13 protein-coding genes are annotated in these 22,283 nt (G+C 66.6%); 12 read left to right on the forward strand and 1 reads right to left on the reverse strand.

Annotation, left to right across the window (positions count from 1 at the left end; translation table 11 throughout):
• Positions 1-38 precede the first annotated feature (38 nt).
• The 4 genes from aceE (at position 39) to msrA (ending at position 8,334) form a co-directional block, all read left to right on the forward strand.
• The gene (gene aceE, locus M6E97_RS22095; protein ID WP_034005282.1) at positions 39-2,687 is read left to right on the forward strand and encodes a pyruvate dehydrogenase (acetyl-transferring), homodimeric type; all 2,649 of its coding nucleotides are present in this window, start codon (positions 39-41) and stop codon (positions 2,685-2,687) included.
• Positions 2,688-2,831: 144 nt separating this feature from the next.
• A complete protein-coding gene (gene aceF / locus M6E97_RS22100) occupies positions 2,832-4,475 on the forward strand; it encodes a dihydrolipoyllysine-residue acetyltransferase (RefSeq protein WP_033937854.1) in 1,644 nt (547 codons plus the stop codon).
• 417 nt (positions 4,476-4,892) lie between these two features.
• On the forward strand, positions 4,893-7,592 hold the full coding sequence (gene dipA / locus M6E97_RS22105) for a phosphodiesterase DipA (protein WP_003106476.1): 2,700 nt from the start codon (positions 4,893-4,895) through the stop codon (positions 7,590-7,592).
• Between the two features lie 94 nt (positions 7,593-7,686).
• The gene (gene msrA, locus M6E97_RS22110; RefSeq protein WP_003095789.1) at positions 7,687-8,334 is read left to right on the forward strand and encodes a peptide-methionine (S)-S-oxide reductase MsrA; all 648 of its coding nucleotides are present in this window, start codon (positions 7,687-7,689) and stop codon (positions 8,332-8,334) included.
• A 3-nt stretch (positions 8,335-8,337) separates the two neighbouring features.
• On the opposite strand, the gene M6E97_RS22115 is transcribed toward msrA, so the two are convergent.
• Positions 8,338-9,174 carry a 23S rRNA (adenine(2030)-N(6))-methyltransferase RlmJ gene (locus M6E97_RS22115; protein WP_003095790.1) on the reverse strand — a complete coding sequence of 279 codons (837 nt, stop codon included), beginning with the start codon at positions 9,172-9,174 and terminating at the stop codon, positions 8,338-8,340.
• A 301-nt stretch (positions 9,175-9,475) separates the two neighbouring features.
• On the opposite strand from M6E97_RS22115, the gene M6E97_RS22120 reads away from it, so the two are divergent.
• From M6E97_RS22120 to M6E97_RS22155, 8 genes are all read left to right on the forward strand, one after another.
• On the forward strand, positions 9,476-11,278 hold the full coding sequence (locus M6E97_RS22120; RefSeq protein ID WP_003095792.1) for an acyl-CoA dehydrogenase: 1,803 nt from the start codon (positions 9,476-9,478) through the stop codon (positions 11,276-11,278).
• A gap of 292 nt (positions 11,279-11,570) precedes the next feature.
• Positions 11,571-13,313 (forward strand): potassium/proton antiporter, encoded by a 1,743-nt coding sequence (locus M6E97_RS22125; RefSeq protein WP_003095795.1) that lies wholly within the window; start codon positions 11,571-11,573, stop codon positions 13,311-13,313.
• A gap of 91 nt (positions 13,314-13,404) precedes the next feature.
• Positions 13,405-16,761 (forward strand): mechanosensitive channel MscK, encoded by a 3,357-nt coding sequence (mscK, locus tag M6E97_RS22130; protein WP_003095799.1) that lies wholly within the window; start codon positions 13,405-13,407, stop codon positions 16,759-16,761.
• A gap of 66 nt (positions 16,762-16,827) precedes the next feature.
• On the forward strand, positions 16,828-18,288 hold the full coding sequence (selO, locus tag M6E97_RS22135) for a protein adenylyltransferase SelO (protein ID WP_015503766.1): 1,461 nt from the start codon (positions 16,828-16,830) through the stop codon (positions 18,286-18,288).
• A 150-nt stretch (positions 18,289-18,438) separates the two neighbouring features.
• Entirely contained in the window at positions 18,439-19,413 is a 975-nt protein-coding gene (locus M6E97_RS22140) for a sulfite exporter TauE/SafE family protein (RefSeq protein WP_003095804.1), read from the forward strand.
• A 120-nt stretch (positions 19,414-19,533) separates the two neighbouring features.
• On the forward strand, positions 19,534-20,811 hold the full coding sequence (locus M6E97_RS22145; RefSeq protein WP_021263524.1) for a bifunctional O-acetylhomoserine aminocarboxypropyltransferase/cysteine synthase: 1,278 nt from the start codon (positions 19,534-19,536) through the stop codon (positions 20,809-20,811).
• Positions 20,812-20,901: 90 nt separating this feature from the next.
• Entirely contained in the window at positions 20,902-21,354 is a 453-nt protein-coding gene (locus M6E97_RS22150; protein WP_021263523.1) for a YiiD C-terminal domain-containing protein, read from the forward strand.
• A gap of 112 nt (positions 21,355-21,466) precedes the next feature.
• The gene (locus tag M6E97_RS22155; protein ID WP_003095811.1) at positions 21,467-22,282 is read left to right on the forward strand and encodes a universal stress protein; all 816 of its coding nucleotides are present in this window, start codon (positions 21,467-21,469) and stop codon (positions 22,280-22,282) included.
• Position 22,283: the final 1 nt, after the last annotated feature.

The raw sequence follows: 22,283 nt of genomic DNA on the forward strand, positions 1-22,283 counted from the left end.
CATCCGATTCTGGAAGCCTTTCCGCCCTGGAGCAAGCCATGCAAGACCTCGATCCCGTCGAAACCCAGGAATGGCTGGACGCCCTGGAGTCCGTACTCGACCGCGAAGGTGAAGACCGCGCTCATTACCTGATGACCCGCATGGGCGAGCTGGCCAGCCGTAGCGGCACCCAACTGCCCTACGCGATCACCACGCCCTATCGCAACACCATTCCGGTAACCCACGAAGCACGCATGCCCGGCGACCTGTTCATGGAGCGCCGGATTCGCTCCCTGGTGCGCTGGAACGCCCTGGCGATGGTGATGCGGGCGAACAAGCACGACCCGGACCTGGGCGGCCACATCTCCACCTTCGCCTCCTCGGCGACCCTCTACGACATCGGCTTCAACTATTTCTTCCAGGCTCCCACCGACGAACATGGCGGCGACCTGGTGTTCTTCCAGGGCCACGCGTCCCCCGGCGTCTACGCCCGCGCCTTCCTCGAAGGCCGCATCAGCGAGGAACAACTGGAGAACTTCCGCCAGGAAGTGGACGGCAACGGCCTGTCCTCCTATCCGCACCCCTGGCTGATGCCGGACTTCTGGCAGTTCCCCACCGTATCCATGGGCCTTGGCCCGATCCAGGCGATCTACCAGGCACGCTTCATGAAGTACCTGGAAAGCCGCGGCTTCATCCCCGCCGGCAAGCAGAAGGTCTGGTGCTTCATGGGCGACGGCGAGTGCGACGAGCCGGAATCCCTCGGCGCGATCTCCCTGGCCGGCCGCGAGAAACTCGACAACCTGATCTTCGTCATCAACTGCAACCTGCAGCGCCTCGACGGCCCGGTCCGCGGCAACGCCAAGATCATCCAGGAGCTGGAAGGCGTGTTCCGCGGCGCCGAGTGGAACGTCAACAAGGTCATCTGGGGTCGCTTCTGGGACCCGCTGTTCGCCAAGGACACCGCCGGCCTGCTGCAGCAGCGCATGGACGAGGTCATCGACGGCGAATACCAGAACTACAAGGCGAAAGACGGCGCCTACGTGCGCGAGCACTTCTTCGGCGCGCGTCCGGAACTGCTGGAAATGGTCAAGGACCTTTCCGACGAGGAAATCTGGAAGCTCAACCGCGGCGGCCACGACCCCTACAAGGTCTATGCGGCCTACCACCAGGCGGTCAACCACAAGGGCCAGCCGACCGTCATCCTGGCCAAGACCATCAAGGGCTACGGCACCGGCAGCGGCGAAGCGAAGAACATCGCGCACAACGTGAAGAAGGTCGACGTCGACAGCCTGCGCGCGTTCCGCGACAAGTTCGACATCCCGGTCAAGGACACCGACCTGGAGAAGCTGCCGTTCTACAAGCCTGAAGAAGGCAGCGCCGAGGCCAAGTACCTGGCCGAGCGCCGCGCCGCGCTGGGCGGCTTCATGCCGGTGCGCCGGCAGAAGAGCATGAGCGTGCCGGTTCCGCCGCTGGAAACCCTGAAGGCCATGCTCGACGGCTCCGGCGATCGCGAGATCTCCACCACCATGGCCTTCGTGCGGATCATCTCGCAGCTGGTCAAGGACAAGGAACTCGGCCCGCGCATCGTCCCGATCGTCCCGGACGAGGCCCGTACCTTCGGCATGGAAGGCATGTTCCGCCAGCTCGGCATCTACTCCTCGGTCGGCCAGCTCTACGAGCCGGTGGACAAGGACCAGGTGATGTTCTACCGCGAGGACAAGAAGGGCCAGATCCTCGAGGAAGGCATCAACGAGGCCGGCGCCATGTCCAGCTGGATTGCCGCCGGTACCTCCTACAGCACCCACAACCAGCCGATGCTGCCGTTCTACATCTTCTATTCGATGTTCGGCTTCCAGCGCATCGGCGACCTGGCCTGGGCCGCCGGCGACAGCCGCGCGCACGGCTTCCTGATCGGCGGCACCGCCGGTCGCACCACGCTGAACGGCGAAGGCCTGCAGCACGAGGACGGCCACAGCCACCTGCTGGCCTCGACCATCCCGAACTGCCGCACCTACGATCCGACCTACGCCTACGAACTGGCGGTGATCATCCGCGAAGGCTCGCGGCAGATGATCGAAGAGCAGCAGGACATCTTCTACTACATCACCGTGATGAACGAGAACTACGTCCAGCCGGCCATGCCGAAGGGCGCAGAGGAAGGCATCATCAAGGGCATGTACCTCCTCGAGGAGGACAAGAAGGAAGCCGCTCACCACGTGCAACTGCTGGGCTCCGGCACCATCCTGCGCGAAGTCGAGGAAGCGGCCAAGCTGCTGCGCAACGACTTCGGCATCGGCGCCGACGTCTGGAGCGTGCCGAGCTTCAACGAGCTGCGTCGCGACGGCCTTGCCGTCGAGCGCTGGAACCGCCTGCATCCGGGCCAGAAGCCGAAGCAGAGCTACGTCGAGGAGTGCCTGGGCGGCCGTCGCGGCCCGGTGATCGCCTCCACCGACTACATGAAGCTCTACGCCGAGCAGATCCGCCAGTGGGTTCCCTCCAAGGAGTACAAGGTGCTCGGCACCGACGGCTTCGGCCGCAGCGACAGCCGCAAGAAGCTGCGCAACTTCTTCGAAGTGGATCGTCACTGGGTGGTGCTGGCCGCGCTCGAAGCGCTGGCCGATCGCGGCGATATCGAGCCGAAAGTGGTGGCCGAGGCCATCGCCAAGTACGGTATCGATCCGGAGAAGCGCAACCCGCTGGATTGCTAATTCGCTCCATACTCCCCTCGGCAGCGAGGGGTTTCGAGCACGCCGGCGCCGCCAACGGGCGGCGCCGGCTCACAACGAACCAAGGACCAAAAGTCTTTGTTTTGCGCGCCGCACAGCGGTGGTGGCACGTAAAAGGAGAGGAATGTGAGCGAACTCATTCGCGTACCCGACATCGGCAACGGTGAGGGTGAAGTCATCGAGCTGCTGGTCAAGCCCGGCGACAAGGTCGAGGCCGATCAGAGCCTGCTGACCCTGGAATCCGACAAGGCCAGCATGGAAATCCCCAGTCCCAAGGCCGGGGTAGTGAAAAGCATCAAGGCGAAGGTCGGCGACACCTTGAAAGAAGGTGACGAAATCCTCGAGCTGGAAGTGGAAGGCGGCGAACAGCCTGCCGAAGCCAAGGCCGAGGCAGCGCCCGCCCAACCGGAAGCGCCGAAAGCCGAAGCGCCTGCTCCCGCCCCGAGCGAGAGCAAGCCGGCCGCCCCCGCCGCAGCCAGTGTCCAGGACATCAAGGTCCCGGACATCGGCTCGGCCGGCAAGGCCAACGTCATCGAAGTGATGGTCAAGGCTGGCGACACGGTCGAGGCCGACCAGTCGCTGATCACCCTGGAATCCGACAAGGCCAGCATGGAGATCCCTTCGCCGGCCTCCGGCGTGGTGGAAAGCGTCTCGATCAAGGTCGGTGACGAAGTCGGCACCGGCGACCTGATCCTCAAGCTGAAGGTGGAAGGCGCCGCTCTGGCAGCCGAAGAGCAGCCGGCAGCCGCTCCGGCCCAGGCCGCGGCGCCCGCCGCCGAGCAGAAGCCCGCCGCGGCGGCCCCTGCGCCAGCCAAGGCCGATACCCCGGCTCCGGTCGGCGCACCCAGCCGCGACGGCGCCAAGGTCCACGCCGGCCCGGCGGTGCGCATGCTGGCGCGCGAGTTCGGCGTCGAGCTGAGCGAAGTGAAAGCCAGCGGTCCCAAGGGCCGCATCCTCAAGGAAGACGTCCAGGTCTTCGTCAAGGAGCAACTGCAGCGCGCCAAGTCCGGCGGTGCCGGCGCCACCGGCGGAGCCGGCATCCCGCCGATCCCGGAAGTCGACTTCAGCAAGTTCGGCGAAGTGGAAGAAGTGGCGATGACCCGCCTGATGCAGGTCGGCGCCGCCAACCTGCATCGCAGCTGGCTGAACGTGCCGCACGTGACCCAGTTCGACCAGTCGGACATCACCGACATGGAAGCCTTCCGCGTTGCCCAGAAGGCCGCGGCGGAGAAGGCCGGGGTCAAGCTGACCGTACTGCCGATCCTGCTCAAGGCCTGCGCCCACCTGCTCAAGGAACTGCCGGACTTCAACAGTTCGCTGGCCCCCAGCGGCAAGGCGCTGATTCGCAAGAAGTACGTACACATCGGCTTCGCCGTGGACACTCCGGACGGCCTGCTGGTCCCGGTGATCCGCGATGTCGACCGGAAGAGCCTCCTGCAACTGGCCGCCGAGGCCGCCGAGCTGGCCGACAAGGCCCGCAACAAGAAGCTCTCGGCCGATGCCATGCAGGGCGCCTGCTTCACCATCTCCAGTCTCGGCCACATCGGCGGCACCGGCTTCACGCCGATCGTCAACGCGCCGGAAGTGGCGATCCTCGGTGTGTCCAAGGCGACCATGCAGCCGGTATGGGACGGCAAGGCCTTCCAGCCGCGCCTGATGCTGCCGCTGTCGCTGTCCTACGACCATCGCGTGATCAACGGCGCCGCCGCGGCGCGCTTCACCAAGCGCCTGGGCGAGCTGCTGGCGGACATCCGCACCCTGCTCCTGTAATACCTGCGCCGCTCCCCACGGAGCGGCCAGCCCCTCTCGCGAGCATGCCACGCTCGTCTCTCGGCCCCACCGGATGGTGGGGCTTTTTTTGCCTGCCTGACGGCTCGGCGAAACTGCGTCCCGTCGTACCGCCAGCGAATGCCACAGGACCCGCAGGCGCGAGTTCGACGCGCACGATGACAGGCACTCGACGCCAACCCTCCCGGCGAAGCCAACCCTACGAAAAACAGGGCTTTTCCAGCGGCGCCGCAGACCTCCGACCGTCCAGCGGTTTTTTCCCGGATCCGCTTAACTTGGGCCCTGCCGGGCCGATACAGAGTTACTTGTCAGACCAATCGGCATAATGCACCCTTTGCCTGCACCCCATCGAAACGGGTCGAGGCCTCCCCCTCGCTCAGTACCTGGAATCAGCCTCGCATGAAAAGTCATCCCGATGCCGCCAGCCGTTCGGCGGCCGAGGTTGTCACGCAGCTACCCGTGCCGTCGCGGCTCGGGCTGCTGCGTTTCGAGCGGCTGAACGAGCCGAGCTGGGCACTGCTGTTCCTCGATCCTGCCTGCGAGCGCCAGCTCGGGCTGCCGGCGACTACCCTCTGCGCACTGCTCGATGCGCCTTACGCCAGCCTGATGGAACCCGAGGCCCGCCACCGCCTGCACGAGCAGATCCAGCAGCAACTGGTGAAGCGCCCGCACTACCAGGTGAGCTACAAGCTGCACACACCCAACGGCGTGCTGACCATGCTGGAGTTCGGCGAAGCCTTCCAGCAGCATGGCCGCCAGTTGCTGCACGGCTACCTGATGGTCGAGGAGCGAGCGGAGAGCGCCGAGCGCAGCGAACAGTTGCTCGACCTGGAATCGCAGAACCTGCGCCTGAAGGCGTCCCTGGACCTCTACCAGCGCTCCCAGGACGACCACCTGCAACACCTGCTGCGCTCGCGCACCCAGCAGAACCTGATCGTCCGCCTGGCCCGCCATCGCTACCTGTCCAGCGACCCGCTGCTGGAGGCCGCGCAACTGATCACCCAGGCCGCCTGCGAAGCCTACGGCACCGCGCGCGCCGGCATCTGGCGCCTGCTCGACGACCAGCGCCTGGAAGCGGTGACCGTCTACCGCCGCGACCTCGACCAGTACGAGAAGCCCCAGAGCATCGACGCCAGCCGCTACCCCGCCTACCTCGAGGCGGTACACAGCGGGCGCGCCATCGACGCCCACAACGCCCAACGCGACCCACGCACCCAGGAACTCTACAAGGACTACCTGAAGCCGCTGGGCGTCAACGCCCTGCTCGACGCCACCATCCGCATCGGCGGCGAGGTGGTCGGCGTGCTGTGCCTGGAACACGCCGGCGAGAACCGCATGTGGCAGAGCGACGAGATCGCCTTCGCCGGGGAACTCGCCGACCAGTACGCGCAGGTCCTGATGAACCACGAGCGACGCAATGTCTCCAGCGCCCTGCACTTGTTCCAGCGCGCGGTGGAACAGAGCGCCAGCGCCTTCCTGCTGATCGACCGCGACGGCGTGGTGGAATACGTCAATCCGAGCTTCACCTCGATCACCCAGTACAGCGCCGACGAAGTGCGTAACCGACGTCTGTCCGAGCTTCCGGCGCTGGAGAACCTCAGCGAGCTGCTGTTCGACGCGCGTTCCGCGCTGACCCAGCAGAACAGCTGGCAGGGCGAGTTCCGCAGCCGCCGCAAGAACCACGAGCCTTACTGGGGCCAGTTGTCGCTGTCGAAGGTCTACGACGATCTCGGCGAGCTGACCCACTACATCGGCATCTACGAAGACATCACGCAGAACAAGCTGGCCCAGCAGCACATCGAGAAACTCGCCTACCGCGACAACCTCACCGGCCTGGCCAACCGGCACTATTTCATCGGCGCCCTCGAGGAACGCCTGGAAAGCAGCGGCGACCGCCCGCTCAGCCTGCTGCTGGTGGACATCGACAACTTCAAGCGGATCAATGACAGCCTCGGCCACCAGACCGGCGACAAGCTGCTGGTCAGCCTGGCCCGGCGCTTGCGCAGTTGCCTCGGCGACGGCGCCACCCTGGCGCGCTTCGCCAGCAACGAGTTCGCCGTGCTGCTCGACGACACCGCGGTGGAAAAGGGCGAAAGCATTGCCGCGCAGGTCCTGCACATGCTCGACAAGCCGCTGTTCGTCGACAACCAGTTGATCAACATCACCGGCTCCATCGGCCTGGCCAGCGCCCCGCAGCACGGCTGCGACCCGCAGACCCTGATGAAGTACGCCGGCCTGGCGCTGCACAAGGCCAAGGCCAACGGCAAGCACCAGGTCCAGGTGTTCACCGAGGCGCTGACCGCCGAGGCCAGCTACAAGCTGTTCGTCGAGAGCAACCTGCGCCGCGCCCTGGCGCAGAACGAACTGGCGGTGCACTACCAGCCCAAGCTGTGCCTGCGCAGCGGCCAGTTGCTCGGCCTGGAAGCCCTGCTGCGCTGGCAGCATCCGGAAAAAGGCATGATCCGCCCGGACCGCTTCATCAGCGTGGCCGAGGAAACCGGGCTGATCGTGCCGATCGGCAAGTGGGTGATCCGCGAAGCCTGTCGCCAGGCCCGCGAGCTGGCCGAGGCCGGACTGGGCGAGCTGCAGATCGCCATCAACCTGTCGCCCAAGCAGTTCACCGACCCGGACCTGGTCGGCTCGATCGCGGCGATCCTCCACGAAGAGAACATCCCGGCCAGCCAGCTGGAACTGGAGCTCACCGAAAGCCTGCTGCTGGACGCCACCGACGATACCCGCCAGCAACTCGAACGCCTGAAGAGCCTCGGCCTGACCCTGGCGATGGACGACTTCGGCACCGGCTACTCGTCACTGAGCTACCTGAAGAAATTCCCCATCGACGTGATCAAGATCGACCGCAGCTTCATCAAGGACATCCCGGACAGCCAGGACGACATGGAAATCACCTCGGCGGTGATCGCCATGGCCCACAACCTCAAGCTCAAGGTAGTCGCCGAAGGCGTGGAGAGCGCCGAGCAACTGGCCTTCCTCCGGCGCAACCGCTGCGACATCGGCCAGGGCTACCTGTTCGACCGGCCGATCCCCAGCGACCTGCTCAATACCAGCCTGCTGCGCTATCCCTGCCGCACCCTGCACTGATCGCCCCAGGCCTCCCCCGCCGGCGCGGAAAGGCTGTACTCTCTGTGCTCATCCGCGAGTCATTCGCCTACCCCCTGAGCAGGAGACGAGAGCCATGGTTCTGCGTTCTGAAATCCTCACCAAGAAAAGCGAGCTGCCCACGCCGGACCAGGCCCTGCCGGGTCGCGAAAGCGCCATGCCGGTGCCCGAAGCGCACTTCGTCAACGGCCGCCCGCTGACCGCGCCATTCCCCGCCGGCCTGCAACAGGTGCTGTTCGGCATGGGCTGCTTCTGGGGCGCCGAGCGTCGCCTCTGGCAGCAACCGGGCGTCTGGGTGACCGCGGTGGGTTATGCCGGCGGCTACACGCCGAACCCGACCTACGACGAAGTCTGCTCCGGCCTGACCGGCCACAGCGAGGTCGTGCTGGTGGTCTACAACCCGCAGGAGACCAGCTTCGAACAGCTGCTCAAGGTATTCTGGGAAGCCCACGACCCGACCCAGGGCATGCGCCAGGGCGGCGACATCGGCACCCAGTACCGCTCGGTGATCTACACCTTCGACGCGGCCCAGAAGGCCGCGGCCATGGCCAGCCGGGAGAGCTTCCAGGCCGAACTGGCGAAAGCCGGCTACGACCGCATCACCACCGAGATCGCCGACGTCCCGCCCTTCTACTACGCCGAGGCCTACCACCAGCAGTACCTGGCGAAGAACCCCAACGGCTACTGCGGCCTGGGCGGCACCGGGGTGTGCCTGCCGGCCTGACGACTATTCCGCCACCAGCCAGTCGAGACGCCAGCCGCCCTGGCTCTGGGCCATGACCTCGGCCAGCCAGGGCAGCAGGTCGCGCAGTTCGTCCTCCAGCGGCCACGGCGGATTGACGATGGCCAGCCCGGAGCCGTTGAAACGCTCGGCGTCGTCGATCGGATGCACGTGCAGCTCGGCACGCAGCAGCTTCGGCGCGACGCTACGTTCCAGGGCCTGGTAGAAACGCTTGAGCTGGCGCTCGTCCTTGATCGGATACCAGATCACCACCACCGTCTGGCGCATCCGCCCGATCGCCTCGTCGAGCGCAGCGACACAACGCTGCAATTCGTCGGCCTGCTCGAACGGCGGATCGATCAGCAGCACCGCGCGCTTTTCCGGCGCCGGCAGGAACGCCCGCGGCAGCAGCCAACCGTCGCCCTGGTGCACGGCGACCCGCCGTTCGCCAGCCATGTTGGCCTTGAGCAGGCGGCCGTCCTCGGGATGCAGTTCGTTGAGCAGCACGCGGTCCTGGGCGCGGGTCAGGCGCCGCGCCAGTTCCGGCGAGCCCGGGTAGTAGCGCAGGGAGCCGTCCGGGTTCAGGTGACGGATCACGTCCAGGTAATCGTCCAGTTGCTCGGGCAGGCCTTCGCGCTCCCACAGGCGGGCGATGCCCTGCTCCCACTCGCCGGTGCGGCTGGCCTCGTCACCCTGCAAGTCGTAGAGGCCGACCCCGGAATGGCTGTCCAGGTAGGCGTACGGCGTGTCCTTGCGCCCCAGCAGGGCGAAGATCCGCGCCAGCACCAGGTGCTTGAAGACATCGGCATGGTTGCCGGCGTGGTAAGCGTGACGATAGTTCATGATGACTGCTCCTTGGACAGCGCCAGGCAGCGCTGCTAGCCGGACCGCCCGGCCCCGGCGGATTCGCGCCGACCCCGCGTCGGCACAGGCCCTCGCCCATGGGCGAGGGGCGCGGATTCTACCAGCCTCCCGAGGCTTCGGCAGCGGTCTCGCCGTCGCAGGTTTGGCCCTTGTATCACGCATATCGATGTTGGTTGGCGACCTTCATTCACCAGCCTAGACTCGCTGGCACCCTGGCACCGCCTGCGACGGTCGATGCCTTCGCCGCGCCGCCCCACGATCCCCTTTCGCCGAGGTCGTCATGTCCGAAACCCTGCTCAGTTCCCGCAACCTGGCGTTCGAGCTGTACGAAGTCCTCGATGCCGAAGCCCTGACCCAGCGCCCGCGCTTCGCCGAACATAGCCGCGAAACCTTCGATGCCGCCCTCGGCACCGCGCGGAGCCTGGCGGAAAAGCTGTTCGCCCCGCACAACCGCAAGGGCGACGAACACGAGCCGCTCTATGAGAATGGCTCAGCCACGCTGATTCCGGAAGTGAAGCCGGCAGTGGATGCCTTCCTCGACGCCGGCTTCCTCAACGCCACCCGCAGCTTCGAGCAGGGCGGCATGCAGTTGCCGACCCTGCTGTCGCAGGCCTGCTTCGCCCACTTCCAGGCGGCCAACGTCGGTAGCTCGGCCTATCCGTTCCTGACCATGGGCGCCGCCAACCTGATCGAGAGCTTCGGCAGCGAGGAGCAGAAGCAGCGCTTCCTGCAACCGATGATCGAGGGCCGCTTCTTCGGCACCATGGCCCTCACCGAACCGCACGCCGGCTCCTCCCTCTCCGACATCCGCACCCGCGCCGAACCGGCTGCCGACGGCAGCTATCGGATCAAGGGCAACAAGATCTTCATCTCCGGCGGCGACCACCCGCTCTCCGAGAACATCGTACACATGGTCCTGGCCAAGCTGCCGGATGCCCCGCCGGGGGTGAAAGGCATCTCGCTGTTCATCGTGCCGAAGTTCCTGGTCAACGCCGACGGCAGCCTCGGGCCGCGCAACGACGTGATCCTCGCCGGCCTGTTCCACAAGATGGGTTATCGCGGCACCACCTCCACCGCGCTGAACTTCGGCGACAACGGCGCCTGCGTCGGCTACCTGGTGGGCAAGCCGCACCACGGCCTGGCCTACATGTTCCAGATGATGAACGAGGCGCGCATCGGCGTCGGCATGGGCGCGGTGATGCTTGGCTATGCCGGTTACCTCTATTCGCTGGAGTACGCCCGCGAACGCCCGCAGGGCCGCCTGCCGGACGGCAAGGACCCGAGCGCGCCACAGGTGGCGATCATCCGCCACGCCGACGTGCGGCGCATGCTGCTGACCCAGAAGGCCTATGTCGAAGGCGCCTTCGACCTGGGCCTGTACGCCGCGCGCCTGTTCGACGACAGCCAGACCCTGGAGGACGACGAACAGCGCCGCCAGGCCCACGAACTGCTCGACCTGCTGACCCCGATCGTCAAGTCCTGGCCCTCGGAGTTCTGCCTGAAGGCCAACGAGCTGGCGATCCAGATCCTCGGCGGCCACGGCTACACCCGCGAATACCCGGTGGAACAGTACTACCGCGACAATCGCCTGAACCCGATCCACGAAGGCACCCACGGCATCCAGTCCCTCGACCTGCTGGGACGCAAGGTCGGGCAGAACAACGGCGCCGGCCTGCGCCAGCTGACCCGCCTGATCCAGGACGCCTGCCGGCGCGCCGAAGCCCATCCATCCCTGGCCGCCCTGCGCCAGCCGCTGGAACGGCTGGTGGCGCGGCTGTCCGAAGTGACCCTGGCACTGCTCGGCGACCTGATGCAGGGCCAGGTCAACCAGGGCCTGGCCAACTCGGCGCTGTACCTGAAGGTGTTCGGCCATGCGGTGATCGGCTGGCGCTGGCTGGAGCAGGCGATCCGCGCCGAGGAAGGGCTGGCTCGCGGCGACTGCGCCGACGCCGACTTCTATCGCGGCAAGTTGCAGGCCGCTCGCTACTTCCTGACCTGGGAAGTGCCTGGCTGCCACCACGAACTGGCGCTGCTGGAGGCCCGCGACGACGTGTGTTCGAGCATGCAGGAAGAATGGTTCTGATCCTGCCTGCCCTTTCCCGCCCCGGTCACGTCCGGGGCTTTTTTATGTCCGGGCATGAACGCCGGGTTGCCGTTGCCTGGCGGCCACGCCAGCGAGTTTGCGCGCACTCGCCCGGACAACGCGAAAGCCTCGGAATTCCTTCGAAAAAAACCGCCGACGCCCCTTTACAGTCCGCCAAATCCGCAGGTTAGAATCACTTGGCATGCGGCCTGCATCCTGTCTACGTAATTCCCCTACGTAAAACCGACCCGTAGCGTCGCCTTCCCCCTGTCCCGCCGCGAGGAGGCCGACCTTGGACGCCGTCACCGTCAATAATTTCTTCCTGATCGGGGCGGTGCTGGTCGGCATGAGCATCCTCGTCAGCTCGCTGTCCTCCCGCCTGGGCATCCCGATCCTGGTGATCTTCCTCGCCGTCGGCATGATCGCCGGCAACGATGGGGTCGGCGGCATCGTCTTCGACAACTATCCGGTGGCCTACCTGGTGGGCAACCTGGCGCTCGCCGTGATCCTCCTCGACGGCGGCCTGCGCACCCGCGTCTCCAGCTTCCGCGTGGCGCTCTGGCCGGCATTGTCGCTGGCCACCCTGGGCGTGCTGGTGACCACCGGCCTGACCGGCATCGCGGCGGCCTGGCTGTTCGACCTGCACTGGATGGAAGGCCTGCTGATCGGCGCCATCGTCGGCTCCACCGACGCCGCCGCGGTGTTCTCCCTGCTCGGCGGCAAAGGTCTCAACGAGCGGGTCACCGCGACCCTGGAGATCGAATCGGGCAGCAACGACCCGATGGCGGTATTCCTCACCGTGACCCTGATCGAGATGCTCGCCAGCGGCCAGACCGGCCTCAGCTGGGGCTTCGTCCTGCACCTGGTGCAGCAGTTCGGTCTCGGCGCCCTGCTCGGTCTCGGCGGCGGCTGGTTGCTGCTGCAACTGATCAACCGCATGCACCTGGCCGGCGGCCTCTACCCGCTGCTGGTGATCAGCGGCGGCCTGCTGGTGTTCGCCCTGGCCAACGCCGTCGGCGGCAGCGGCATCCTGGCCATCTACCTGTGCGGCCTGCTCCTCGGCAACCGGCCGATTCGCAGCCGCCACGGCATCCTGCACATGCTCGACGGCATGGCCTGGCTGGCGCAGATCGGCATGTTCCTGGTCCTCGGCCTGCTGGTCACCCCCCACGACCTGTGGCCGATCGCCCTGCCGGCGCTGGCCCTGGCGCTGTGGATGATCCTGGTGGCACGGCCGCTGTCGGTACTGATCGGACTGATCCCGTTCCGCGCCTTCCACGACCGCGAGAAAGCCTTCATCGCCTGGGTCGGCCTGCGCGGCGCGGTGCCGATCATCCTCGCGGTGTTCCCGCTGATGGCCGGCCTGCCGAACGCCCAGCTGTTCTTCAACGTGGCCTTCTTCATCGTCCTGGTCTCGCTGCTGGTGCAGGGCACCAGCCTGCCCTGGGCGGCCAGGCTGCTGCGGGTGGTGGTGCCGCCGGACCCGGCACCGATATCCCGCGCCGGCCTGGAGATCCACCCGACCAGCGAGTGGGAGCTGTTCGTCTACCACCTGAACAAGGAAAAGTGGTGCATCGGCGCCGCCCTGCGCGAGCTGAAGATGCCCGGCGGGACCCGGATCGCCGCGCTGTTCCGCGGCACCGAACTGCTCCACCCGTCGGGCAGCACCATCCTCGAGGCCGACGACATCCTCTGCGTGATCGGCCACGAGCACGACCTGCCGGCCCTCGGCAAGCTGTTCAGCCAGGCGCCCGACCGCGGCCTCGGCGCGCGCTTCTTCGGCGACTTCGTGCTGGAAGGCGATGCCCAGCTGTCGGCGGTGGCCTCGCTCTACGGCCTGAAGCTCGACGGCATCGACGGCGAGCAAGCGCTGGGCCGCTTCATCGCCCACGAGATCGGCGGCGAAGCGGTGATCGGCGACCAGGTGGAGTGGAACGGCCTGACCTGGACCGTGGCCGCCCTGGAAGGCAACCGTATCCGCAAGGTCGGCGTGAAGTTTCCGGAAGGCCGCCCAGGGCCCGGACTTTTCCTCTGATTTCCTGTCGAATCCCCGTTCCGTGACGCCTTGCGGCGTCCCGGAGCCACCACTAACCTGCATTCACCCTTCTTCGAGTCTCTTCTCGACCATGCCTGCCCTCCGCTCCCTGATCGCTACTCTTTTCCTCGGCCTCTGCCTTGCCAGTCCGCCGCTCCTCGCCCAGTCCGAGCCGCCCTCGGCCGAAGCCGTCCAGCAAAGCCTCGACAAGCTGGCCGAACGCAAGCTCGCCGAAGCCGACCAGAAGGTCGTCAAGGCCAGACTTGAACAGACCCTCAAGTTCCTCGCCGCGCGCGACGAAGCGCTACAGAGCCTGGAAGACCTGAAAAAGCGCCTGAGCGACGCGCCCCGGCAGATCGAGGATAACCAGCGCGAACTGGAGCGCCTGAAGAAGACCCGCGAACGCCCGGTCAGCGAGCGCTACAGCGGCGAGAGCGTGGCCCGCCTGGAGATGCTGCTCAACGACCGCACCACCCAGCAGGCCGAGTGGCAGAAGGCCCTGGGCGAGGCCAACAGCCTGTCGATCACCGCCGAGACCCGCCCGGAACGAGCCCAGGCCGGCATCAGCAGCATGCAGGCACGAATCCTGGAGATCGGCTCGCTGCTCAAGGCCGGCAAGGAAAGCGGCAAGGCGATCAACGCCGACCGTCGCGGCGAGCTGCTCGCCGAGCAGGCCGCGCTGACCGTGCAGAGCCAGCTGTTGCGCCAGGAACTGGCCGGCAACAACCTGCTGCAGGACCTCGGCAAGAGCCAGCACGATCTGCTCACCGAGAAGATCTCGCGCCTGGAAAAAGAAACCCTCGACCTGCAGGCGCTGATCAGCGAGAAGCGCCGCGAGCAGTCGGAAAAGACCGTCGCCGAGCTGTCCAAGGAAGGCGCCCAGGGGGCCGGCACCGACAGCCTGCTGAGCCAGGAGAACGCCAAGAATCTGCGTCTCTCCGACTACCTGCTGCGCGCCACCGACCGCCTCAACGTGCTCACCCGGCGCAACCTCGAGACCAAGCAGCAACTGGACAACCTGACCCAGTCCAACCAGGCCCTTGAGGAACAGATCAACGTCCTGCGCGGCAGCCTGCTGCTGTCGCGCATCCTCTACAAGCAGAAACAGGCGCTGCCGAAGATCAAGACCGACCAGAGCCTGGCCGACGAGATCGCCGACCTGCGCCTCGGCCAGTTCGAACTGAACCAGGAACGCGACAAGCTGGCGACCCCGCAGCAATACCTGGACGACCTGCTCGCCCAGCAGCCCAGCGAGCAGGTCACGCCGGAACTGCGCAAGGATCTCGACACCCTGCTGGCAACCCGTTCCGAGCTGCTCGAACGGCTCAACCACGAACTCAACGCGCTGCTCAACGAAGCGATCACCTTGCAGTTGAACCAGAAGCAGCTGCTTTCCACCAGCGAGAGCCTGCGCACCACCCTCGACGAGCAGATGTTCTGGATTCCCAGCAACCAGCCGCTCGACCTGTCCTGGTTCAAGATGACCCCGACCCTGCTGAAGAACCAGCTCACCGAGATCCCCTGGGGCTCCGGGGTGCGTGAACTGGGCGAAGGCCTGGTCGATCGGCCGCTGCTGTTCCTGCCGCTGTTCCTGCTGATCGCCGCTCTGCTGTGGAAACGCCGCTACCTGTACGACAAGCTGGCGGAGCTGAACGACGACATCGGCCACTTCAAGCGCGACAGCCAGCTGCATACCCCGCTGGCGATCCTGATCACCATCCTCCTCGCCCTGCCCGGCACCCTGACCTTCGCCGTCGCCGGCCTGGCCCTGCTGCTGGACGCCCGCGGCCAGAACGCCACCCTCGGCAGCGCCCTGCTGGAAATGGCCCAGGTCTGGCTGCTGTTCTACACCGCCCATCGCATCCTCACCCCGGGCGGCATCGCCGAGCGGCATTTCCACTGGAGCCGCGAACAGGTCGGCTTCCTCGACAGGCACCTGGTCCGCCTCGGCGTTGTGGTCCTGGCGCTGGTCGGCGTGGTGACGGTGGCCGAGCACCAGCCGGCGAGTCTGGCCGACGACGTGATCGGCATCGCCGTGGTCCTGCTCGGCTACGCGGCCATGGCCTGGCTGCTCAGCCGCCTGCTGTTCAGCAGCCCCGGCGACGAGCGTCCGTCGCTGATCAAGATGATCGTCGGCCTCCTCTTCACCGCGCTGCCGCTGGTGCTCTTCGTCGCGGTCTGCTTCGGCTACTACTACACCTCGCTGAAGCTCACCGACCGTCTCATCGATACCCTCTACCTGCTGCTGCTCTGGTTCGTCATCGAAGCCGCCTTCGTCCGCGGCCTGGGCGTGGCGGCCCGGCGCCTGGCCTACGCCCGGGCCCTGGCGAAACGGCAGAACGCGGCGAAGGAAGGCGTCGACGGCGAGACCAACGTCGAGGAGCCGACCCTCGGCATCGAGCAGATCAACCAGCAATCGCTGCGGCTGATCCGCCTGGCCCTGCTGATCGGCTTCATCGTCTGCCTGTACTGGGTCTGGGCCGACCTGATCAGCGTGATCTCCTACCTCGACAACGTCACCCTGTACCAGTACACCGCCGGCACCGGCGAAGCGGCCACCAGCGTGCCGATCAGCCTGCGCGACTTCCTCGCGGCGCTGGCCATCGCGGTGGTCACCGTGGCCCTGGCGCGCAACCTGCCCGGCCTGCTGGAGGTATTGGTGCTACAGCGCCTGACCCTGGCCCAGGGCAGCGCCTACGCCACCACCACCCTGCTTTCCTATGCCATCAGCGGCATCGGCATCGTCAGCGCCCTGTCCACCCTCGGGGTCAGCTGGGACAAGCTGCAATGGCTGGTGGCGGCGCTCTCGGTGGGCCTCGGCTTCGGCCTGCAGGCGATCTTCTCCAACTTCGTCTCCGGCCTGATCATCCTTTTCGAGCGTCCGGTACGAATCGGCGACGTGGTGACCATCGGCAACCTGTCCGGCACGGTCAGTCGGATCCGCATCCGCGCCACCACCATCACCGATTTCGACCGCAAGGAGATCATCGTCCCGAACCAGACCTTCATCACCGGGCAACTGGTGAACTGGTCGCTGAGCGATACCGTGACCCGGGTCACCATCAAGATCGGCCTGGCCTACGAGACCGACCTGCCGCTGGCGCGCAAGCTGATGATGCAGGCGGTCAAGGAAAACCCGCGGGTACTGCGCGACCCGGAGCCGCTGCTGTACTTCCTGACCATCAGCGCCAGCACCTTCGACTACGAGCTGCGCTTCCACGTCCGCGAACTGGGCGACCGCAACCCCTCCACCGACGAGATCCTGACGAAGATCGCCACCAGCTTCCGCGAACACAAGATCGACATGGCTTTCAACCAGGTCGATGTGTTCGTCAAGAACCTCCAGGGCCAGCAGGTCCAGCTGTTCGTCGGCGAGCCGCAGCACAGCGGCGTCGGCAATCCGCCCGCGCTCAAGGGCCAGGACGGTCCCGCCGAACCGACCCGCTGAACCTCCGGGCCTGGACGCCCTCCGGCAATTCCCAGCACAATGCTCGGGAATTGCCGGAGGCCTCTCTTGAAATCACTCGACGACCTCGACTTCGACAACCGCTTCGCCCGCCTGGGCGACGCCTTCTCCACCGAAGTCCTGCCCGACCCCATCGCCGAGCCGCGCCTGGTGGTAGCCAGCCCCGCCGCCCTGGCGCTGCTCGACCTGCCAGCGGAAACCAGTGACGAAGCGCTGTTCGCCGAGCTGTTCGGCGGGCACAAGCTGTGGTCGGAGGCCGAGCCGCGGGCGATGGTGTATTCCGGCCACCAGTTCGGCTCCTATAACCCGCGCCTGGGCGACGGCCGCGGCCTGCTGCTCGGCGAGGTGATCAACCAGGCCGGCGAGCACTGGGACCTGCACCTCAAGGGCGCCGGCCAGACCCCCTACTCGCGGATGGGTGACGGGCGCGCCGTGCTGCGCTCGTCGATCCGCGAGTTCCTCGCCTCCGAAGCCCTTCCGGCACTGGGCATTCCCAGCAGCCGGGCGCTCTGCGTGATCGGTTCGAGCACGCCGGTCTGGCGCGAGAAGAAGGAAAGCGCGGCGATGCTGCTGCGCCTGGCGCCCAGCCACGTGCGCTTCGGTCACTTCGAATACTTCTACTACACCCGCCAGCACGACCAGTTGAAACAGTTGGCGGCGTTCGTCCTGGAACACCACTTCGCCGACTGCAACGCAGCCGAGCGGCCGTACGCGGCGATGTTCCGCCAGGTCGTCGAGCGCAACGCCGAACTCATCGCCCGCTGGCAGGCCTATGGCTTCTGCCACGGGGTGATGAACACCGACAACATGTCGATCCTCGGCATTACCTTCGACTACGGGCCCTACGCCTTCCTCGACGATTTCGACGCCAATCACATCTGCAATCACTCCGACGACGCCGGCCGCTACTCCTTCAGCAACCAGGTACCGATCGCCCATTGGAACCTGGCCGCCCTGGCCCAGGCGCTGACGCCACTGGTGGAAGTGGACGAACTGCGCGCCAGCCTCGACCTGTTCCTGCCCCTCTACCAGGCCCACTACCTCGACCTGATGCGCCGGCGCCTGGGCCTGGGCGTCGCCGCGGAGAACGACCAGGCCCTGGTCCAGGAACTGTTGCAGCGCATGCAGGGCAGCGCGGTGGATTACTCGCTGTTCTTCCGCCGACTCGGCGAAGAGACTCCGGAGCGGGCGCTGGCCAGCCTGCGCGACGACTTCGTCGACCGCGAGGCCTTCGACCGCTGGGCCGAGGCCTACCGCCGGCGCGTCGAGGAAGAAGGCGGAGACCAGGAGTCGCGGCGCCGGCGCATGCACGCGGTCAATCCGCTCTATGTACTACGCAACTACCTGGCACAGCAGGCTATCGAAGCGGCCGAGCAGGGCGACTACACGGAAGTCCGCTTGCTGCACCAGGTGCTGAGTCGCCCGTTCGAGGAACAGCCGGGCATGGAGCGCTTCACTCGGCGCCCGCCGGACTGGGGGCGGCACCTGGAAATCAGTTGCTCCTCCTGACGGGATGCCCTGACAGAACGGCGGCCGATAATGCCGCAATGGAATAAATACCTTCGGAAAACTTCTTAGACGCACTAAGAAAAGCCGATTATCTTCGCCGCCACACTTATTCCAGCCTGTTCTACCACCTCCTGTCAGGCGCCTTGCCGCATGAAGATACGCGACCTCGATCTCAGCCAGAGTTCGATCAACACCGAACACCAGGCGCTAGGTCTGCCTCCTGTCGAAGATTTCGTCACCCATCCGGACGACCACCCGGTACTGCGCGCCGCCATGTGGGCGGCGGTGCTGATCCTGGTCGGCCTGCTCGCCTTCCTGGCCTGGCGCCTGTTCTTCGACAACGGCGGCAGCAACGGCTTCGAGATCATCGAGCAGGCCCTGACCAGCCGGGGTTTCTGGAGCGCGGTGGCGGTGGGCTTCTTCGCCCAGGTGATCGACGGTGCGCTGGGCATGGCCTATGGCATCACCGCGACTACCTTCCTGCTCAGCGCTGGTGCCACGCCGGCCGCTGCCAGCGCCAGCGTGCACATCGCCGAAGTGTTCACCACCGGCTTTTCCGGGATTTCCCACGTCAAGCTCGGCAACGTCAACAAGTCACTCTTCCTCCGCCTGCTGCTGCCGGGAATGATCGGCGCGGTGCTCGGCGCCGTGCTGATCACCCGCTTCGACGGCCACCAGCTCAAGCCCTTCATCTCCGCCTACCTGCTGCTGATGGGCCTGTACATCCTGAGCAAGGCCTACCGCCACGTGATCAAGCGCCGGGCACCGCGCCACGTGGCCAAGCTGGCACTCTTCGGCGGCTTCGTCGATGCTGCCGGCGGCGGCGGCTGGGGCCCGGTGGTCACCAGCAGCCTGATCGGCTCGGGTAGCGACCCGCGCACCACCATCGGCTCGGTGAACTTCGCCGAGTTCTTCCTGACCATCGCCAGCGCCACCTCCTTCATCCTCCTCGCTGGCCAGCCGGACACCTGGAAGATGGTCGCCGGGCTGGTCTTCGGCGGCCTGTTCGCCGCACCGTTCGCCGCCCTGCTGTGCAAGAAGCTTTCGCCGCGCACCCTGCTGGTCATCGTCGGCACCCTGATCACCCTGATCAGCGCCTACAACATCTACATCGGCCTGCGCTGACAGGCATAAGCGGCGAACACAACAGTCTAACCAGGCACGCTTTTCCTTGCCCGGGCGCATTGACCCGCCCGGCGCGCTTTCCCATGCTGCGTCCTTCCAATCTGCCCGAAGGAACGCTGCATGAAACTGGAAACCCTGGCCGTCCACGCCGGCTACAGCCCTGACCCGACCACCCGCGCGGTGGCGGTGCCGATCTACCAGACCACCTCCTACGCTTTCGACGACACCCAGCATGGCGCCGACCTGTTCGACCTGAAGGTACCGGGCAACATCTACACACGGATCATGAACCCCACCAACGACGTACTGGAACAGCGCGTCGCGGCGCTGGAAGGCGGGGTCGGGGCGCTGGCGGTGGCCTCGGGGATGGCGGCCATCACCTACGCGATCCAGACCGTCGCCGAGGCCGGCGACAACATCGTCTCGGTGGCCAAGCTCTACGGCGGCACCTACAACCTGCTGGCCCACACCCTGCCACGCATCGGCATCCAGGCGCGCTTCGCCGCCCACGACGACATCGCCGCCCTGGAAGCGCTGATCGACGAGCGGACCAAGGCCGTGTTCTGCGAAACCATCGGCAACCCGGCGGGCAACATCATCGACCTGCAGGCACTGGCCGACGCCGCTCACCGCCACGGCGTGCCGCTGATCGTCGACAACACGGTAGCCACCCCGGTGCTCTGCCGGCCGTTCGAGCACGGCGCCGACATCGTCGTGCACTCGCTGACCAAGTACATGGGCGGCCACGGCACCAGCATCGGCGGGATCGTGGTCGACTCCGGCAGATTCGACTGGGCGGCGAACAAGTCGCGCTTCCCGCTGCTGAACACGCCCGATCCGTCCTACCACGGCGTCACCTACACCGAGGCCTTCGGACCCGCCGCCTTCATCGGCCGCTGCCGGGTAGTACCGCTGCGCAACATGGGCGCGGCGCTCTCGCCGTTCAACGCCTTCCTCATCCTGCAGGGCCTGGAGACCCTGGCGCTGCGCATGGAGCGCCACTGCGACAACGCCCTCGCCGTAGCCCGCTACCTGCAACAACATCCGCAGGTGGCCTGGGTGAAATACGCCGGCCTCGCCGACAACCCCGAGCACGCCCTGGCCCGGCGCTACCTGGGGGGCCGCCCGGCGGCGATCCTGTCCTTCGGCATCCAGGGCGGCAGCGCCGCCGGCGCGCGCTTCATCGACGCCTTGAAGCTGGTGGTGCGGCTGGTCAACATCGGCGACGCCAAGTCCCTGGCCTGCCACCCGGCGAGCACCACCCACCGCCAGTTGAACGCGGAGGAACTGGCCCGCGCCGGAGTCTCCGACGACATGGTGCGGCTGTCGATCGGCATCGAGCACATCGACGACATCCTCGCCGACCTCGACCAGGCCCTGGCCGCCGCCGCACGCTGAGCGGATCGGTCAGTCCGGGCGAGCGTTTCGGTCCTTGCCCGGCCTGGCCGGCCGGCTAGTCTGGCTGGGATCCCCGACATGGAGAGCGCCATGCCACTGCCCACCGAACTCGCCAGGCACCTGACCGAAGAAAAGATCGCCTTCGTCCAGCGCAGCGGACTCAGGGCGGAAGTCCTCGAACCCGGCTACGTGCGCCTGCGCATGCCGGGCGCCGGCAACGAGAACCACATCGGCAGCATGTACGCCGGGGCGCTCTTCACCCTCGCCGAACTTCCCGGTGGCGCGCTGTTCCTGACCAGCTTCGACAGCGCCCGCTTCTATCCCATCGTCAAGGAGATGACCTTGCGCTTCCGCCGTCCTGCCAAGGGCGACATACGCGTCGAGGCACGCCTGGATGCCGAGCGCATCCGCCAACTGGAAACCGAGGCCGGGGAGCGCGGCAAGGCCGAATACAGCCTCGAACTGCAACTCACCGACGAGCAGGACGAGGTAGTGGCGGAAAGCGCCGCGCTGTACCAGCTACGCAGCCACGCGCGACCCTGACTGGCAGATTTCGCAGGGCCCGGCGAAGGTTTTTTCTGCCGTGGATCAAGGTCCGTAGCGAGCTGCGGCGCGACAGTGGGGAAGCCAGCGTAGCCATCCCACGGAGTCCGCCATGATCCGCCACCTCCTGGTCGCCCACGACCTCACCCCGGAAGCCGACGTCGCCCTCGCCCGCGCCGCCCAGTTGGCCCGCCAGCACGATGCGCGGGTCAGTCTGCTGCACGTGTACGACCCGGGGCTATCGGCGTCGGCGGTGAAGACCGTCAGCGCCATGCTGCAACTCAAGCGCAAGGAGGCCGGCCTCGACGAGGACAGCGCCATCCACCTGTTCAGGGGCCAGCCGATCGACGGCATCCTGCAGCAGACCCGGGCGCTCGAACCGGACCTGCTGCTGATGGGCGCACACCACCAGAAGACCTTCGAACGCTTCGGCAACACCACCCTCGACCAAGTGGTGCGGCGCAGCCGGGTGCCGGTGCTGCTCGCCGTGCGCGAGGCGGACGAACCCTACCGCCAGGCGCTCAGCGCCCTGGACTTTTCCCAGTGCGCCTGTACCGCGCTGCGCCAGGCCTACCGCCTGCTGCCGGTGGAAGCCGACCTGCACGCCCTGCACGTGTTCGAGTCCCCCGACGACGGCGTGCTCGGCCTGCCCCGGCAGAATGCCGCGCACCTGGCCACCCAGGCCGGGCTGATCGAACAATTGCTGAGCGACGAGCAGGAGCGCCTGCCGGGCGTCGGGCCGCAGCTGAGCCACGAAGTGGTTCCCGGCGTGCTGCCGTACAGCCTGGACGCCGCGTTGAAGCAGCGCCAGCCGGAGCTGCTCGCCCTCGGCCGGCACAGCCGCAACGCGCTGATGCAGGCGCTGCTCGGCAACCTGGCGCAACGTTACCTGCGCCAGCCGAGCTGCGACGTCCTGGTTACCTCGTAGA

Origin of the sequence: Pseudomonas sp. B111 (assembly GCF_026428275.1) — a bacterium.
Classification (GTDB): domain Bacteria; phylum Pseudomonadota; class Gammaproteobacteria; order Pseudomonadales; family Pseudomonadaceae; genus Pseudomonas; species Pseudomonas aeruginosa.

Bases quoted from the DNA above. Each gene is read 5' to 3' on its own strand.
- M6E97_RS22155 (WP_003095811.1), top strand. From the start codon at position 21,467: ATGATCCGCCACCTCCTGGTCGCCCACGACCTCACCCCGGAAGCCGAC.
- M6E97_RS22145 (WP_021263524.1), top strand. From the start codon at position 19,534: ATGAAACTGGAAACCCTGGCCGTCCACGCCGGCTACAGCCCTGACCCG.
- msrA (WP_003095789.1), top strand. From the start codon at position 7,687: ATGGTTCTGCGTTCTGAAATCCTCACCAAGAAAAGCGAGCTGCCCACG.
- M6E97_RS22140 (WP_003095804.1), top strand. From the start codon at position 18,439: ATGAAGATACGCGACCTCGATCTCAGCCAGAGTTCGATCAACACCGAA.
- mscK (WP_003095799.1), top strand. From the start codon at position 13,405: ATGCCTGCCCTCCGCTCCCTGATCGCTACTCTTTTCCTCGGCCTCTGC.
- M6E97_RS22120 (WP_003095792.1), top strand. From the start codon at position 9,476: ATGTCCGAAACCCTGCTCAGTTCCCGCAACCTGGCGTTCGAGCTGTAC.
- aceE (WP_034005282.1), top strand. From the start codon at position 39: ATGCAAGACCTCGATCCCGTCGAAACCCAGGAATGGCTGGACGCCCTG.
- M6E97_RS22115 (WP_003095790.1), bottom strand. From the start codon at position 9,174: ATGAACTATCGTCACGCTTACCACGCCGGCAACCATGCCGATGTCTTC.
- M6E97_RS22150 (WP_021263523.1), top strand. From the start codon at position 20,902: ATGCCACTGCCCACCGAACTCGCCAGGCACCTGACCGAAGAAAAGATC.
- dipA (WP_003106476.1), top strand. From the start codon at position 4,893: ATGAAAAGTCATCCCGATGCCGCCAGCCGTTCGGCGGCCGAGGTTGTC.